At 27.5% G+C, this 16,406-nt stretch carries 19 protein-coding genes; all 19 read left to right on the forward strand.

Translation table 11 applies throughout. From position 1 onward, the window contains the following. Nucleotides 1–16 precede the first annotated feature (16 nt). The 19 genes from AFAEC_RS01815 (at nucleotide 17) to flhF (ending at nucleotide 16,405) form a co-directional block, all read left to right on the forward strand. On the forward strand, nucleotides 17–388 hold the full coding sequence (locus AFAEC_RS01815) for a response regulator (RefSeq protein ID WP_026806477.1): 372 nt from the start codon (nucleotides 17–19) through the stop codon (nucleotides 386–388). Nucleotides 389–407: 19 nt separating this feature from the next. Continuing rightward, entirely contained in the window at nucleotides 408–1,310 is a 903-nt protein-coding gene (locus AFAEC_RS01820) for a hypothetical protein (protein WP_172658617.1), read from the forward strand. 15 nt (nucleotides 1,311–1,325) lie between these two features. After that, complete coding sequence (locus AFAEC_RS01825; protein ID WP_026806479.1) at nucleotides 1,326–2,045, forward strand: flagellar hook-basal body protein; 720 nt, start codon at nucleotides 1,326–1,328, stop codon at nucleotides 2,043–2,045. Further along, complete coding sequence (gene flgB, locus AFAEC_RS01830; protein WP_026806480.1) at nucleotides 2,045–2,449, forward strand: flagellar basal body rod protein FlgB; 405 nt, start codon at nucleotides 2,045–2,047, stop codon at nucleotides 2,447–2,449. Before AFAEC_RS01825 ends, flgB begins: the two co-directional genes overlap by 1 nt. Before the next feature lie 12 nt (nucleotides 2,450–2,461). After that, complete coding sequence (gene fliF, locus AFAEC_RS01835) at nucleotides 2,462–4,207, forward strand: flagellar basal-body MS-ring/collar protein FliF (protein ID WP_026806481.1); 1,746 nt, start codon at nucleotides 2,462–2,464, stop codon at nucleotides 4,205–4,207. A gap of 3 nt (nucleotides 4,208–4,210) precedes the next feature. Next, the gene (gene fliG, locus AFAEC_RS01840) at nucleotides 4,211–5,215 is read left to right on the forward strand and encodes a flagellar motor switch protein FliG (RefSeq protein WP_026806482.1); all 1,005 of its coding nucleotides are present in this window, start codon (nucleotides 4,211–4,213) and stop codon (nucleotides 5,213–5,215) included. Continuing rightward, entirely contained in the window at nucleotides 5,215–5,874 is a 660-nt protein-coding gene (locus AFAEC_RS01845; RefSeq protein ID WP_026806483.1) for a FliH/SctL family protein, read from the forward strand. The genes fliG and AFAEC_RS01845 overlap by 1 nt, the downstream gene beginning before the upstream one ends. A 60-nt stretch (nucleotides 5,875–5,934) precedes the next feature. Continuing rightward, on the forward strand, nucleotides 5,935–6,222 hold the full coding sequence (locus AFAEC_RS01850; RefSeq protein ID WP_026806484.1) for a FliM/FliN family flagellar motor switch protein: 288 nt from the start codon (nucleotides 5,935–5,937) through the stop codon (nucleotides 6,220–6,222). Nucleotides 6,223–6,232: 10 nt separating this feature from the next. Beyond that, nucleotides 6,233–6,919: a flagellar hook assembly protein FlgD gene (locus AFAEC_RS01855; protein WP_026806485.1), complete on the forward strand. Its 687-nt coding sequence runs from the start codon at nucleotides 6,233–6,235 to the stop codon at nucleotides 6,917–6,919. 9 nt (nucleotides 6,920–6,928) lie between these two features. Then, nucleotides 6,929–8,407: a flagellar hook-basal body complex protein gene (locus tag AFAEC_RS01860; protein ID WP_026806486.1), complete on the forward strand. Its 1,479-nt coding sequence runs from the start codon at nucleotides 6,929–6,931 to the stop codon at nucleotides 8,405–8,407. Nucleotides 8,408–8,485: 78 nt separating this feature from the next. Then, a complete protein-coding gene (locus AFAEC_RS01865; RefSeq protein WP_026806487.1) occupies nucleotides 8,486–10,549 on the forward strand; it encodes a flagellar hook-basal body complex protein in 2,064 nt (687 codons plus the stop codon). A 60-nt stretch (nucleotides 10,550–10,609) separates the two neighbouring features. Further along, nucleotides 10,610–10,939 carry a hypothetical protein gene (locus AFAEC_RS01870; RefSeq protein ID WP_026806488.1) on the forward strand — a complete coding sequence of 110 codons (330 nt, stop codon included), beginning with the start codon at nucleotides 10,610–10,612 and terminating at the stop codon, nucleotides 10,937–10,939. Between the two features lie 8 nt (nucleotides 10,940–10,947). Continuing rightward, a complete protein-coding gene (locus AFAEC_RS01875) occupies nucleotides 10,948–12,945 on the forward strand; it encodes a tetratricopeptide repeat protein (RefSeq protein ID WP_026806489.1) in 1,998 nt (665 codons plus the stop codon). A gap of 67 nt (nucleotides 12,946–13,012) precedes the next feature. Next, complete coding sequence (locus AFAEC_RS01880; protein ID WP_026806490.1) at nucleotides 13,013–13,321, forward strand: flagellin; 309 nt, start codon at nucleotides 13,013–13,015, stop codon at nucleotides 13,319–13,321. A gap of 9 nt (nucleotides 13,322–13,330) precedes the next feature. Then, a complete protein-coding gene (locus tag AFAEC_RS01885) occupies nucleotides 13,331–14,197 on the forward strand; it encodes a FliM/FliN family flagellar motor switch protein (protein WP_026806491.1) in 867 nt (288 codons plus the stop codon). 1 nt (nucleotide 14,198) lies between these two features. Then, on the forward strand, nucleotides 14,199–14,498 hold the full coding sequence (locus tag AFAEC_RS01890) for a rod-binding protein (protein ID WP_026806492.1): 300 nt from the start codon (nucleotides 14,199–14,201) through the stop codon (nucleotides 14,496–14,498). Between the two features lie 8 nt (nucleotides 14,499–14,506). Beyond that, complete coding sequence (locus AFAEC_RS01895) at nucleotides 14,507–14,884, forward strand: hypothetical protein (RefSeq protein WP_026806493.1); 378 nt, start codon at nucleotides 14,507–14,509, stop codon at nucleotides 14,882–14,884. Further along, entirely contained in the window at nucleotides 14,868–15,263 is a 396-nt protein-coding gene (locus AFAEC_RS01900) for a hypothetical protein (protein ID WP_026806494.1), read from the forward strand. Before AFAEC_RS01895 ends, AFAEC_RS01900 begins: the two co-directional genes overlap by 17 nt. Continuing rightward, entirely contained in the window at nucleotides 15,260–16,405 is a 1,146-nt protein-coding gene (gene flhF / locus AFAEC_RS01905; protein WP_026806495.1) for a flagellar biosynthesis protein FlhF, read from the forward strand. Before AFAEC_RS01900 ends, flhF begins: the two co-directional genes overlap by 4 nt. The last annotated feature ends 1 nt before the right edge of the window (nucleotide 16,406 follow it).

Consider the following 16,406-nt stretch of genomic DNA (forward strand, 5'->3'; position numbering starts at 1 on the left):
AACAGAGGAAAAAAGAATGAAGATTCTAATAGTTGATGATAGCTCTACAATGAGAAGAATTATCGGAAATGTAGTTATGCAATTAGGATTTGGAAAAGATAATTTTGATGAAGCAGAAGATGGACTAAAAGCTTGGAAACTTCTGACTGAAGCTCATTATGATGTTATTTTAACAGATTGGAATATGCCAAATATGAATGGATTAGAGCTTGTTAAAAAAGTAAGAGGTGAAGGAACTCATCAAAAAACTCCTATTATTATGATTACAACAGAGGGTGGTAAAAGTGAGGTTATTACAGCTTTAAAAGCAGGAGTTAATAACTATATTGTTAAACCTTTTAGTGCAGAGGTTCTAAAAGAGAAGTTAGATGGGGTTTTAAAAAAATAATTAAGGTTTTATTATGAGTATGAGTCAAGAAGAAATCGAAGCTTTGATGAATGGTTTAGATATCGTAGATGAAGATAAGTCAAAACCAGAATTAGTAGAGATTGAAGAGCCTGTAAAAGTAGATACAAAAGAGATTGAAGAGTTAATATCTCAAACAAAAGAGATAGATAATCAAGAAGAAGATAATAGGGTATTAACAAATACAGATGAAATAGAAAATCTTTTAAAAGATATTGAATCCACAAATGTATTTGAGAATAAAGAAAAAGTAATAGAAACAATAGAAGATTTTGATACAAATGTTAATTTTGAGGGTTTTTCTGAGCAAGACAACCAAATAAATGAGGATGATATTGTGAAAAATTGGACATCATCTAAGATAAATGAAGGGATAATTCCAACTCCTGCTCAAAGTGATACAAAGGTTGTTAGTCAATTAACTCAAGTTGCAAATGATTCTGAAGAAAAAGTTTCAAAGATATTTGATGTCTTAAGTCTAGCTTTAGATAATAATGGTGTGATTAGAGATAGTTTTAAAGAGTGTGAGAAATCTTTAACTTCTCAAATTTTATTACTTAATAGTTTAAGTCAAAAGTTTCCAAATATCAAAGTTTTTTCTGAGCATTTAGAAAATATAAATAAGATGTATGCTTCACTTAAGAATTTAACGAATATTTTAAATGATGAAGATAATTCTATTTTCCAAGCAATGGAGTTGATGCAGTTTAATGATATAAATAGACAAAAAATTGAAAGAGTAATGTTTGTAATTAGAAAATTATCTCTATATTTAAATAATCTTTTTGAAGATGATGGAAGTTCAAAAGAGATTATGGTTGCAAAACATATTCATGGTGATGAAAATGAGGATTTAGCAGGAGATGATTTAGATAAATTAATAGAAGAGTTTTCTAAAAAATAATTAGTAGGAGGTAGTATGAATCAAGGTGTTTATCCATTAACAGCTTCAATGATTAATCAAATTAATAGGATTGATCAAATAAGTAACAATTTAGCAAATACAAATACTTATGGTTTTAAACAAGAAGGTACTACTGAAACTACTTTTAATTACTATTTAAAAAGAGTTCAAGAAGCAAATCAGACTCCTACAAAAGAAAATATTGTGACAAATAATATTCCAAAAATTGATTCAAAATATATAAATGGTGAAATGGGTCCAATTGTTATGACTGGAAATAATTTAGATTTTGCATTAAATGCTTCTGATATATTTTTCAAAGTTCAAAATCAACAAGGAGATATTGTATATACAAGGGATGGAGCATTTAAAAATCTTGACGGTTTTTTGGTAGATGGAAATGGAAATAGTGTTTTAAACCAAGATAATGAACCAGTTGTTATTGAAGATGGATTTGTTGCTCAAATAGGAGTTACAAAAATAGCTTATACAAACCTTGATAAAATAGGGAATAATACTTATTTACCAAAAAATGCAAATGAATTAGAAGTTTTTGATAATAATGATAATATGATAGTTCAAGGTGCAGTTGAAAGTTCAAATGTAAACTCTGTAACTGCTATGGTTGAGTTAATTGATGCACATAGAAGGTTTGAACAATCTCAAAAGGCTATAAAAAGTATAGATGAGATAAATGCAGGATTAATTGAAAAAGTAGGAGGAAATACTAGATAATGCACGCAAGTAATATATCAAGCACTCTTTTTGAACAGTTGAATTTTAGAGCAGAAAGACAAAAAGTAATATCTAGTAATATTGCAAATATAAATACTCCAAATTATAAAACAAAAGAGTTAGTTTTTGATGATGAATTAAATTTATCTATGAAAAACTCTTTACAAATGAATCAAACAAATACAAAACATATGAAAAATGTAGATATAGCTTCAAATTTATCAAATCCTAGGTTAGTTGAAGTAAAAGGTTTACAAGAACAAAATGATGGAAATAATGTAAATTTAGATTCACAATTAGGTGAACAATCTAAAAATAAAGTGATAATTGATGCAATTCAATCAGCAATAAAAAGAGATTCAAGATTATTTAGAAATATGATTGAGTCATCTTCAAAAAATTAATATAGGGTATTTATGGATCAACTTTTAAAGTTTGTAAATAATTTAAATACAGCTCAAAGAGCAGTAATAATTGGAGGTTTCTCTGTATTATTTATAGTATTAGTTGGTTTTTTAGTTTATTCAAATATTAAAGCTGAAGATAAAAAGTTAAATTATACTATAGCTTCTAACCTTACAAAATCTCAAGTTATGTTAGCAAGTGAAGAGCTTGAAGCAGCAGGAATACAGTTCTCAGTTATTGGAAGTGGAAATAATTTAACTTTAAAAACTTCAAAAGAGTTCGTAAATATTGCAAAAATAAAGTTAGTAACAAGTGAAGCTGCTACAAGTAAGCATGTTGGTTGGGAGATTTTTGAAAAATCATCTTTAGGAACTACAAATTTTGAAAATAAAGTAAAGTATTTAAGAGCTTTAGAAGGAGAGCTTAGTCGATCTTTAGAGGCTTTAAATGGAGTATTAAAAGCAAGTGTTAAAATTGCTATTCCAAAAGATACTATATTTACAGAGAAAAAAGGTCAAACAACAGCTTCAGCTATTCTTTCAGTAAAACCAGGAATTTTTTTAACACAAAAACAAATAGATGGTATTAAAAATTTTATAGCTTCAGCAGTTCCAGATTTAAAACAAGAGAATATTCAGTTAATTGATCAAGATGGAAACTTACTTGAACTTTCAAGTGAAGATGAGAGTAATCAAAAATCAGTAACACAAACAAAATATAAAGATAGTTTAGAAGAGGATTATTCTAAAAAAATTGTTGCTCTTCTTGAGCCCTTTGTAGGAGCTGGAAGAGTCGTTGCAAAGGTTACTTTAGCACTAGATTTTATTAAAAAAGATATAGAAGAGGAGATTTATAATCCTGAGGGAACTATAAGATCTCAACAAGTTATAGAAAATACAAGTTCAGCTCAAGGTATGCCAAATAATAGTGGAGGAGTTGCAGGAGCTGATAATAATATTCAAGAGCCAAGCAGTTCATCTGGTGGTTCAAATATTGCTTCAAATAATGAAGGAACAAATACCGTTACAAATTATGAAATATCAAGAAAAGTTGTTTCTCAAAAAGATTATAACTATACAAATATAAAGAGAATTACTGCTGCGGTTACTTTTGATTCTAGTGTTTTGAAAGATATTCCAAATAAAGATGAGTTTATAGCATCTTTAGAGTCTATTGTTCAAAATACAATAGGTTATGATCAAGCTAGAGGTGATAAAGTTACTGTTAAAGATTTTAAATTTATTGGTGTAAAGCCACTTGAACAAGTTGAACAAACAATAGATGAGAATGGTAATGTAATAATAAAAGATTCTAGCTCTTTTGATACAATGAGTCAAATAAAAGCATTTTTACAAGAGTTTGGGGATTATATTCAATATTTGATTGCCGCAATTTTACTATTTATTTTCTATAAAAAATTTATAGCTTCAAATGAGATAGTTGTTTTAGGAGATAGTGTTGGAAACTCTAAAGGAAAAGCTGGATCAAAGAATCAATCAAATGATGATGGATTAGTTGATGATATGTTATCAAATCTAGAACAAGAGTTTGAATTAAGTAGTGCTCAAGGAAGATTAAAATCAAAAGTAAAAAGTCAAATCCTAAATAATATTGATGGACTTGATGAAGAATCAGCTGCAAAGTATGAGGTATTTATTGAAGAGCTTGATAAAGAGATAAATAATAATCCAGCAGAAGTAGCAAGAATGATAGAATTGTTATTAACTGAAGGAAATAATAATTTTAAAAAAAGGTAGATAATGGCAAGAGCGCTTGAAGATGATATTCTAAAAGGGATGTCAATGTTGGAAAAAGTTGCAAGATTTTTTGTACTTATTGGAGAAGATTCTACTGTAAAAATTTTTCAGCACTTACCAAAAGATATAGTTGAATCTATTTCAACTGCCATTACTCAAATTTCTTCAATAAATAAAGATGTATCTTTAGCTGTTTTAGAGGAGTTTCATCTTTATACTAGAAGTAAAAGTTTTATTAGTTCTGGTGGTTATGATTTTGCAAAAGATATTTTATATAAATCATTAGGAAAAGAAGAAGCTGATGAGGTTTTAGCAAAACTTTCAAGAATGAAGTTAGCTTCTCAAGCTTTTGCATATCTTGATGGAATAAATCCAAAACAGTTGAGTGATTTTATAAAAGACGAATCTCCTCATACAATAGCAGTTATTTTAGCACATATGGACCCTTCTAAAGCCTCAGATGTTTTAATGCAATTAGATGAAGAGGTAAGAGTAAAAGTTACAATTCAAGTTGCAACAATAAAAGATGTTTCTCCTGATGTTGTACGAACAATATCTTCAGTTTTAGAGAAAAAATTGGAATCACTTTTATCTTCTATTGTTGATGTGGGTGGAGTTAGAGTTGTTGCTGATATGTTAAACAAAATGGGTCCAAAAGCACAAGATATACTTAAAAATATAAATGGTATTGATACAGTATTAGCAAGTAGAATAAAAGATAATATGTTTGTATTTGAAGATTTATTAAATTTAGATTCAGAGTATATTATGAAAATATTACAAGGTGTTGAATCGACAGAAGTTGCGATTGCTATGAAAAATACAACAGAAGAGCAGATAGAAAAAGTAACAGGTGCTATGTCTCAAAGGGTAAAAGAGAGATTTATAGAAGAGAGTGAAATGCTTACAAAAGTAAAAATAAAAGATATTGAAGCAGCACAAAGAAAAATGCTTGATATTGCTCAGAAAATGATAGAAGAGGGTATTATTGAAAGAGAGACTAACTAATGGCTGATAATGTTTATTCAAATGCAAAAGTTATAAATAATGATGAAAATATCCAAAAATATCAGTTAGGAAATTTTATAAATAGTAATGTTGAATCAAATATTATTGAAAATACAAATACTGTTTTAAATGATAGAGATATCAATGGAAAAGTTGATCCTGTTTTAATAGAGATTAGGAATTTGAATGAGAAAATAAATCAAATTTCACAAAAAATTATAAATATTGAAAATGATGGTATTAAGGGGCGAGATATAGATGTCCAAGTTATTCAAGCAATAAAAGATTTAAAACAGTATGCCTCTTTTTTTGAACAAGCAACTTTTCAAATGGAGACAAAATTATTAAAAACTTCAATAGCTCTAGCTCAAAAAATAATCTCTATTGAAGTTGGAGAGAATTCAACAAAGATAGCGAAACAGACAATAACTTTCTTACTAGAAAAGATTAAAGCAGCATCAAAGGTACAAATTCATCTAAATCCAAAAGATTATGAGATATTAAAAAATGAGTTAAAATTGGAACCATTTATTGAATTGTTAAAAGATGCAAATGTTATTGCAGGGGGTGTTGTAATAGCGAGTGATTTAGGAAATTTTGATGGAAGTATTGAATCTAAGGTATCTTCAATGCTCGAAACTTTGGATTTGGTAATATAAAATTTACTTAAATAACAAAATTTATGATATAATCTATAAAGTTTTTATAAAAGAGTTTAAATGGAAATTAGTGAAAGAGATTACGATTTACTTGTAGATACTGAAATAGTTGTAGATGTTATGCTAGGAAGTACAAATATAAGTATTGGCGAATTTATTAAACTAACAGAAGGTGACATAGTTTCATTACATAAACCAGGTGGTTCTGGTGGTGAGATTTATGTAAATTCAAGAATTATTGGAACAGGCGATATTATTGTTATGGATGATAAACTAGCAGTTAGAGTTCAAGATGCTATGGATTCAGATAATGTTGTTAGATACTTCTTTGAAGAGCATATAATATAAGGAGAATAAAATGGCTGAAATCAGTGGTGTAAATACAAGTACAGGTATTGATGGTAACACATATACAAGTAGTGTTAGTAATGATTCCTTAACAACGAATGATTTTTTAAAATTGATGATTGAGGAGCTTAAACTTCAGGATCCGACAAAACCTATGGATTCATCAAGAATGCTTGAGACTCAAATGCAAATGAGTACATTAAATTCAAACTTAAGTATGGTAAAAACACTTGAATCAATACAAAAATCATTTGCACAATCTTCAATTTCAACAGCAGTTGGAGTAATTGGAAAACATGTTGAAAATGGAACATTAGCAGAAGATGGAGTTTCAAACAAAGCATTTAGGGTAAATTCTATTGAAAATATAGACGGAGAAATTTATTTAAGTGCTCAAAGATTATTATATTTGGAGCAAATTGTAAGTATACCTGATCCAGAAGATTCTTCTAAAACAAAGATTATAAATTATGATGCTGCAGGTTATATTTATGATGATGATGGTAATAAAACAGGACAAACAATAGCTTTAGAAAGTATTGGAAATCCACTTATAAAAGATGGGAAACCTGTAATATTAGATCAAGATGGAAATGAAGTTAAAGAACATGATTTTAAATTAACTGGTTCAACAATTCCTGTATATTCTGATCAGATTGAACAAATTCCATTTACTTCGATAACTGCTGTATTTTAAGGATTTAAAATGATAGGAGCTTTATGGAATGGAATGTCTGGAATTGTAAGTTATGAAAAAGGACTTAATGTTGAGTCTAATAACGCTGCAAATATAAGTACAGTTGGACACAAAAAAGATTTAATAACTTTTGAAGATGCTCTATATACATATGGCTATGGAAAAGGTGTGAATACACAAACTATTTCAAAACAGTTTGAACAAGGAAATTTAAAACCAACAAATTCAAATATTGATGTAGGAATAGATGGGAAAGGATTTTTTATAGTTCAAGATAAAAATGGACAAAATTTTTATACTAGGGCTGGAAATTTTATTCAAGCAGAAGATGGATTTTTAAAGACTCAAGATAATTTAAATGTTATGGGACTTACTCCTCAACAAAAAAGGGTAATCTCCTCAAACCCTAGTGAAACTATTTTTACAGATGAGTATATGAAGAATCTTAGTTCTATAACAATAAATTCAAATAGTGTTGCTTATAATATAAATTCTAGAGCAACAAATTATATAAATAGTGCAAAAAGTGATGATGAAGTTTTAAGTGGAGATAATTATAAAACTTCTAGCTCAAAAATAAATGATGTAGATGCTCTTTTATATGATTATAGTGATAAGTTAAAACTTTTTCAAACAAATCCAAATACAGAATCAGATTTCTCAATAAATCAAATATCTAAAGTAGATTATTCAAAAGTTTTAAATGATTTACAAGATGAAAATGATTTTATAAGCCTTAGCATAGATAATAATGTAATTAGACAAAATTTTGATACAGATATAGAGACAACATTAAAAAAATTATCAGACCAGATTTCAAATCTTAAAGGGTTTTCTTCAACTGTAGATACATCAACAGGTGTTTTTACTATTGAAAATCTTGTTATGGGTAAAGAGTTTAGAGTTTATGATGCAATAGTAAATGATAATATAAGTTTAAGTGAAGTTAGCACTACAAAAATACAAGAAGCGAAACAAGGAAGTGGTTTAGGAATGGTTGAATCTGCTAGAGATGCTTTAAAAAAAGCTCTTGAAAGAGCAGATGCAAAGTTTTTAGAAGTTACAAATATTTTATCCTATGGTATAAATGCTGGATTTGATAATAGTGGACTAAATACAAGATTAGATGCTTTAACTTTAGTTCAAGATGCAAAAGGTGATATAAATATAAGTGATGATGGCTTTGTTTTTGTAAGTGTAGAAGGAAATAATTTTTTAGTTGGGCGAATAGGAACTGCAAATTTTAAGAATGAAGTTGGATTAAAAGCTGAAGGAAATAATTTATATTCATCTACAAAAGAGTCAGGACCTGCAACAAATGCAGATAGTACAAATAAATTAGTATCAAAATATTTAGAAAATGCAAATGTAAATATGGCTGATACCTTAAGTATGTTAATGATTTATCAAAAAGCTTTTGAATCAAATTCAAAATCAATTACAACATCTGATGAGTTTTTACAAACGGCTATTAATATGATTAAATAAAGTCTATATTTTTGTATTAAAATTTTAATATAAAGATATGAACTTTAAGTTCATTTACCTTAAAACAAAGGATATAAAATGATAGGCGCATTATGGACAGGGGTATCAGGATTATCATCACAACAAAAAGCATTAGATAATGAATCAAATAATATAGCAAACGTAAATACAGTAGGATATAAATCATCAAGAATATCATTTGCAGATCAGATGTATCAAAGTAAAATAGGGAAGGGATCTATAGTACAAGATGCAGAGAAGATATATACTCAAGGTAGCACAAAAATAACAGGAGTAGAGTATGATATGATGCTAGAAGGAGATGGATTTTTTACAGTAATAAATAAGAATAGCTTAGGAACAGCAGAGACATTTTATACAAGAGCAGGTAATTTCCGTATGGGAGATAATGGAACATTACAAGATGCAGGAGGGAATGAAGTACAAGGTTGGATTATGCAACCAATAGATACACAAAAGAATGTAACAAGTACAAACCCAAATACAAGTGTGTTCACAAATGAATATAATAAAATGTTAGGTTCAAAGATAATAAGACATGGGACATATGTAGAGACAGTAACAGCAAAATCAACAGATTATAATACAACAGCAAAAAGTGATTCAACAACAGTGTTTAGCGGAGATGGAGCGAAAAGTAAATCATCAAAAGTATCAGATATAGAAGAAGCAATAAAGAATTATACAGCATGGCTTCAAAAACTACAAGAAGAGCCAGATGGACCATCATCAAACTCAATAGCACAAGTATCACAAATAGATTTTAAATCGGGGACAGACTCTATAATAGGGAATGATGGGAGCCAAATAAAAGTAGTAATAAATGGACAAACAATATCACAGAACTTTATATTGACAAACTCAACACAAGGGTTTAGAGAGGAGTTGTGGAATGAATTAATCGATAAAGGAACAGATCCTAATACAGAAGGATTAGTAGATCCAACAGGGACATTAACTCCAGCACAAATAGCAGCATATGATAAAGCAGCAGGGAAAATAGAGACATATAAAGCATTAGCAGATCAGATATCAAGTAAATTGCCAGTAGAAGCAACAATGGCAATAGACGGAGGGGAATCAGGAGCATTTAATATAAATGAGACATATAAGACATCAACATATCTAGGGGATATGATGAAAGGGATAATACAAATAAAATCATTAATCCCAGGACAAGAGTTTAAAATAACAGAAGTATCGGAATCAAGTGCAGGACAAGTAGTACAAGGGAACTATCAATCAACATCATTAGCATCACAAGGGTCAGGGATAGCAGCAGTAAATACAGCAAAAGATGCATTATCAAGATTGATTAGTGGTAAGCAACAAGATGTTTATACTCCTACTGATTTGGGGATTGATACAAATACAGCTTTTGAATATTCAATTACAATTTATGATAAAGAGTTAGGAATGAATATTCCAATTCCAAATGATAATGGAAATCCTCCAGTTGCAGATCCTGTGGATGTTTCTGGTGGAAGTATTGATCAGATTATTGCTCTAATAAATGCAGATCCTAACCTATCAAAATATGTTGAAGCTAGATATGTGAATGGAAATTTAGTAATTCAAACAAGAGATGATAACTATGATGTTGAATTTAGTGGAAATTTAATGTCAGGAACAACTCCAATAGAAGTAAATAAGAATTATTCAGGAAGAGAGGGAGCAGGGGCTGAATTTTTAGAGATAAAAACAATAGTAGATCAAACAGCATCACAAGGAAGTATTCAATTAAGACTAGATACTTTAAATATATCTGATTCTCCATTTGGTACATTTTCTGTAGATAGTACAGGGTTAATTACTATGAAACAAGATGGAGCAGAGTTTGCAATAGGGCAAGTAGCAATAGCAAGATTTAATAATAATAGAGGATTAGAGGCACAAGGAAATAACCTTTTTGCAAAAACAACAGAATCAGGTGATCCAATTTATAATTTAAATAATAATAAAACAGCAGAAGTAAGAGGTGGAGCACTAGAGCTTTCAAATGCAGATTTAAGTGATAGCTTAGTAAATCTTATGATATTTCAAAGAGCATTTGAAGCAAATGCAAAATCTATTACAACAGCAGATGAGTTATTAAATACTCTTATTAATTTAAAGAGATAGTTAAAAGTTTAATAGAAGAGATTTTCTCTTCTATTAAGAAATTATTTTAGGAAGAGGTTTTTGGAAAATTTTTTATTAATAGCAGTTTTGGGTATATTATTACTCTATTTCTTTTCAACAGCAAGTATTTATAAATCTTTATATAAAAAAGTAAATGAAGAAAAAAATATTATACAAGAAGATATGGCAAGGCTTGAAAGTATCATTGATAGATATGAAAAACAGGTAAAAATTAGTGCTAATACATTAAAAAATAGTCAAGGAAATCTTGAAGTTGCAAGAAATGATTTACAAGAAGTACGAGTTGAAAATATGAACTTAAAAAATAGGGTAGATGAGTTAGAAAGACGAAATGAAGAGTTGTATGCTCAAGTAAATGTTATGGTTTAGGTTTTTTTATGAAATTTATATATAAAATAGTTCTAAGTTTTTTTTTCTTTATAAATATTTTATATGCAAATAATGATTTAATAGAGTCTCAACCTGAGATTTTGTTTCAGTTTGAGAAATTAAAAAAATCTCAAGAAAATTTAGCTTTACAAGTGGATTTTAATAAAGCTGTTTTACACTTAAATAAAAAAGAGTATGAAGAGGCTATTCGGCTTTTTTTAAAAACTGCAAAAATTCTTGAAGTACCCTCTTATTTAAATATGGGAATTGCATATTTTAAACTAAATCATATAGATAAAGCGATTTTATACCTTAATAAGATTTATGAAAATGAAAATATTTCAAAGACTCAAAGCTTCTCTTATTTATCGGCTTGTTATTATCTTTACCAAATTTCAAAAGATAATAAGTATTTAGATACTATAGTAAGAGTTGCAAGAAAAGATAAAAATTTATCAAGTCATTCAAAAAGAATGCTAGCAGATACTTATGTAATTTTAAAGGATTATGAAGCTGCTTTAGAAGTTTTAAATACAATTGATTTTAATGTTGATTTAAAAAAGGCACTTTTAAATATAAAGTTAAAAAATTATGAAAAAGCATCTTTACTATTAAATCAAGCAAAAGAGAAGACTCAAAACCCAAATACAATTGATAAGATATTGTGGATTAGTTCTTTTGTTGATTTAAAATTAAATAGGCTTGATAAATTAAAAGAGACTTTAGACCAGATTAATAGTAGAAGATTAACTTTTAAAGCAAATTTGGAGTTACCTTTGGAGATGTATTTTAATCAAAGTAAATTTACATCAAATGAATATTTGAACTCTGTTTTAACTTTTGATAATGATAGAAAAGTTGATTTCCTTTTCTACTTTGCCCCTTTCGTATTTTCTGATTCTCAGGAGATTATTTATGATAGTATAAAGGGATTTATATATAATGATAAGGATAATATTTTAAATTTAGAGGGAATGGTTGAGTATAATGCAAAATTTTTAGCTTTAGTAAAAGGTGATCCCATCTTAAGAGTTGTAAAGTTAAAAGAGATGTTAAAAGATGATACAAAATCATATATTTATTATAATTTAGCTCTTTCATATGCTCAAATAAATGATTATAATAATGCTTACAAATATTTTGAAAAAGCATATAAACTTAATCCAGGAAATAAATTATATTTAGCACTTTATTTAGTATCTGCTAATAAAATAAATGCAACAATAAAAGACAAAGAATATATAGAAAATTCTATGAAATCAAATAGTGGAATGTATAATTATTTTGGAAAAGAGGTTTATAAACAATTTATAAACTCCCAATTTGTTTTTAATGATGGGGCAGAAAATTTTGAAAATACAATTTTTTTCCAAGCATTAGATTTTTTAAAAGCTATGAATGATAAAAAAAATTTAGTTGCACATCCACTTTTAAATGAGTATATAAAAGACCCCCTTACTCTTTTAATAAGACTTGTTCAAAGAAAACCAAAAGAGAGTGATTTTGATTATTACGCAAGGCTTCAAGATACAATACCACTTACGCTAAATAACTATTTTTTAGAAGGACCTTTGGTAGTTACAAAATATTATATGGATATTTTGAAATCTTTGGGAATATTTAATAAGGCAGATATGAAAATAATTGGGGGAAAATCTCCTTCTTATTTAAGAACAAAAGCTATTAGAGATCTACATTACAATCTTCCAAATGAGACAATTAAAACTTTGGAATATTTACAAAATGAGTATAATTTAGAAGATAAATATACTATGTATTTAATTGTTGCTGCTTTACTTGAGGCAGGAAGATATAATGATGCTTCTATTCAAATAACGCTTATAAAATCACTTTTAAATGACCAAGATGCAGATTTCTTAACTGCAATACAACTTATTCAAGATTTAAAAATTTTTAGTGCAAAACAGTTTTTAAATAAACCATATTTAGACTCTTTAATTGATTTTAGATTAGTTGGATTTGATGAGTATTTAGAATCTTTATAAAATAGCTAAATTTATTTAATAATTTTTAGATATAATAACCTATAATCGTTATTTTTGGAGGTTTATTATGCAAATTGGGAAGATAGCATCTATAGATAATGCAAAAGAAAATGTAATAGAAAAAAGTCAAAAAGTACAAGAGATAAAAACAGAGACAAAACTTATTGACAAAGATGAGTATAAAAAAGGTATATCAGAAAAAGTAGCTGATAAAAATGAGGTTATTTTAGACAATATTATGTTTGGTTATAACAAAGAATCAAAAGATTTTTTTGTAAAAGTAACTAGAGGTGATATTGAAAGAAAATTTCCAACAGAGGATATGATGAGATTAAAAGCATATTTACTAGAAGAGCTTGAAAAAAATAATATATAAGGCACAAATTTGGCATCAGATTTATCAAATATCTTAAAAGAAGAGTTATCAAATACTTTAGAACAATTATTGGGTAAAAAAGCAAAAGTTAGTAATATTAATCCTTTTGAAATTTCAAATTTTGAAGGGCAACAAGTAATATTTTGTGAAACAAAATTTGATTTTAAAAATATTTCATCTTTTATAAAGTTTTTTATTCCAACAAAAAGTGCAACAAACTTTGAATTTTTAATGCTAGGTGGAATGGGAGATTTAAAAGATAATTTAGATGATGAGACTTTAGATGCCCTAAATGAAATAGTTTCAAATGTTTGTGGAAGTTTTTGTACAGTTACAAATGCACAAGGATTTTCTGATATTGGAAGTATAAAATTTGAGATAAAAAATAAAGATATTAGTGAATTAAATATAGTTCCTAAGTCAAATAGTTTTGATTTTATTATGGATTTAGAGGGTTCAAATTATTCTATAATAATATCTTTTGAAGATGAAATTTCTCCATATTTTTCACAAATTACAGGAGCTTCTTCTAAAGCTATAGTAGAAGAAGAACCAAAAATAAAAGCACCTGTTCATACACTAGCACCAACTCATAATTCAATCCCTTATGTTTCAAAAAATCTTGAACTTTTGCAAAATGTAAAATTAAAACTAAGTGTAAGGTTGGGAACGAAAGTAGTTTTACTAAAAGATATTTTAAGATGGGATGTTGGAGAGATTATAGAGTTAGAACAGATGGTAAATGAGCCTTTAGAAGTTTTAGTAAATGGTGTAAAAATAGGGGAAGGTGAAGCTGTGATTGTTGAAGGTAAATTTGGTTTAAAGATTAAAAGAATTGGAAATGAAGAGTTAAAACTTGCTCAAATAGGATTGTGAAATGGAAATAAATAGTAATAATTTAATTAATAAAGACATTTTAAATACTAAGAAATTTGATGATTTAAAAACTGATGGCATAGATGATGAGAAAAAACTAAGAGAGATTAGTAATGATTTTGAGTCATTTTTTATAAATCAAATTATGGATGTATCTTTAAGAAATACAAATATAGCAGGAGAAGAAGCAGGAAGTGATATTGTAAAAAGTATGTATATTCAAGCTATTTCTGATGCCTCTTCTGGAACTTTTGGAATTAGTGATATGTTGTTTGAATTTTTAAGTAAGAATAATAAATAAGGAAAAATATGATAGAAAATGTTATTTTACAAATGAATTCAAAAATAGATAGTTTAAAGCAATCTATAAATGAAGATATACAAGATATCAAAGATGCAAAACATGAAAATCTTTTAAAAAGAAATGATATAAAACAGACTTTAATTGATGATATTATTTCTTATAAAGCAGAATTAAATAAAGAGCTAATAAAAGAGTTAGAAAAAGGGGTTGATGTAAATATTTATAGAGCAGAAGTTGATAAATTAGAAAATAATCTTAAAGATTTATATGAATTAAATAGAAAACTTTCAGTTATTATTTTACCTATTCAAAATATGTATAAAGAGCTTGTAGCTGAGTTTAGTAGTGTAAATGGAGGAAGAATATTTGATATTAAAGCTTAGTTTATTAACTATACTATTAAATATCACACTATTGGCTACTAGTGTTGTTGTATCTAAAGAGGCTATTAAACTTGATGAACAAATTGTTGCTACAAAATTAAGAGTACAAAATATATCAAATGTAAATAAATCATGTGAGCCAATAACTTTAAAAGAGATACAAACTGAGGTTTATGTAGCAACTCATTATATAAATAAAAATACAATAATTTGTAAAAAAGATATAAAAAAGTTTCAAGATGAGACTATAGTTTTTAGTTTTGGTGGTCTTGAAATAGAAAAAAAAGGAAAAATAATCTATGAAAATAGTGAATTTATTAGATTTAAAAACCTTGATGGCACAATTGAGCAAATATATAAAGATGGAAGATTAAAATGAATATGCTCTCTTTCTTAGGAGAAACACCTACAATTGCACTAGGACTTGCACAAAAAGAGTGTGGAGAAGATGCTATAGTGTTATCAACAAAAAAGGTATCAAATGCTCTGGAGAATGGGCAAGATATGTATGAAATAGTTGTTGCAGTTGAAGATAATTTTAAGAAAAAAGAGATAAAAGATAAGCCAGTAATTAGTAAAAAAAGTGTCGAAACTTATGGTGGTGGGAAAGTATACGATTTTAAAGAAGAGATTTTAAAAATGCAATCAGCTTTAGAGCAGGTTCAAAAATCTATTTGGAATCCAAAAAGTCAACTTTATGATTTGACAATTCCTCCTGAATTTGCATCTATGTATAATATTTTTGAGCAAAATGAGTTTGATGCTGAGATGACTTATACAATTATGAAAAAGACTATAAAACAACTTCCTTTAGCTTTTAAATCAAATCCAAAGAAAATAGATGATTTTTTTAGATTAATTTTACGAAGAGTAATTCCTATAAAACATGAAGTTCCATTAAGAAAATTTCAAAGAAAAGTTATTATGATGGTAGGACCAACAGGAGTTGGAAAAACTACAACTATCTCAAAATTAGCTGCTAGGTATGCTTATAAATTAGGACAAAATTATAAAGTTGGAGTTATAACTTTGGATTCTTATAGAGTTGGTGCAATAGAACAACTTCAAGCATATACAAATATTATGAGACTTCCTTTAGAGATAGTAAGAAACCCAGAAGATTTCTCAGAAGCACTTTTAAGATTAAAAGATTGTAACTATATTTTTATAGATACAGCAGGTTCAAGTCAATATGATATTGATAAAATTGAACTTATAAATGAGTATCAAAAAAGAGTAGAAGAGTTGAATATTGAAAAAATACTGGTGCTTCCTGCAAATGTAAAATATAGTGATTTATTAGAGATTTATAAAACTTATACAAGATTGGGAATTGATTATTTGACATTTACAAAGCTTGATGAAACGAAAAGTTTTGGTAATTTAATCTCATTTTCACATAAAACAAAAAAATCTATTACATATTTTTCTATTGGGCAAAATGTTCCTGATGATTTAATAGTATCTGATTCAAATTTTTTGATAGATTGTTTTATGAATAATAGATGTATAAGAAGATAGG

The organism is Aliarcobacter faecis (genome assembly GCF_013201705.1).
Taxonomy (GTDB): domain Bacteria; phylum Campylobacterota; class Campylobacteria; order Campylobacterales; family Arcobacteraceae; genus Aliarcobacter; species Aliarcobacter faecis.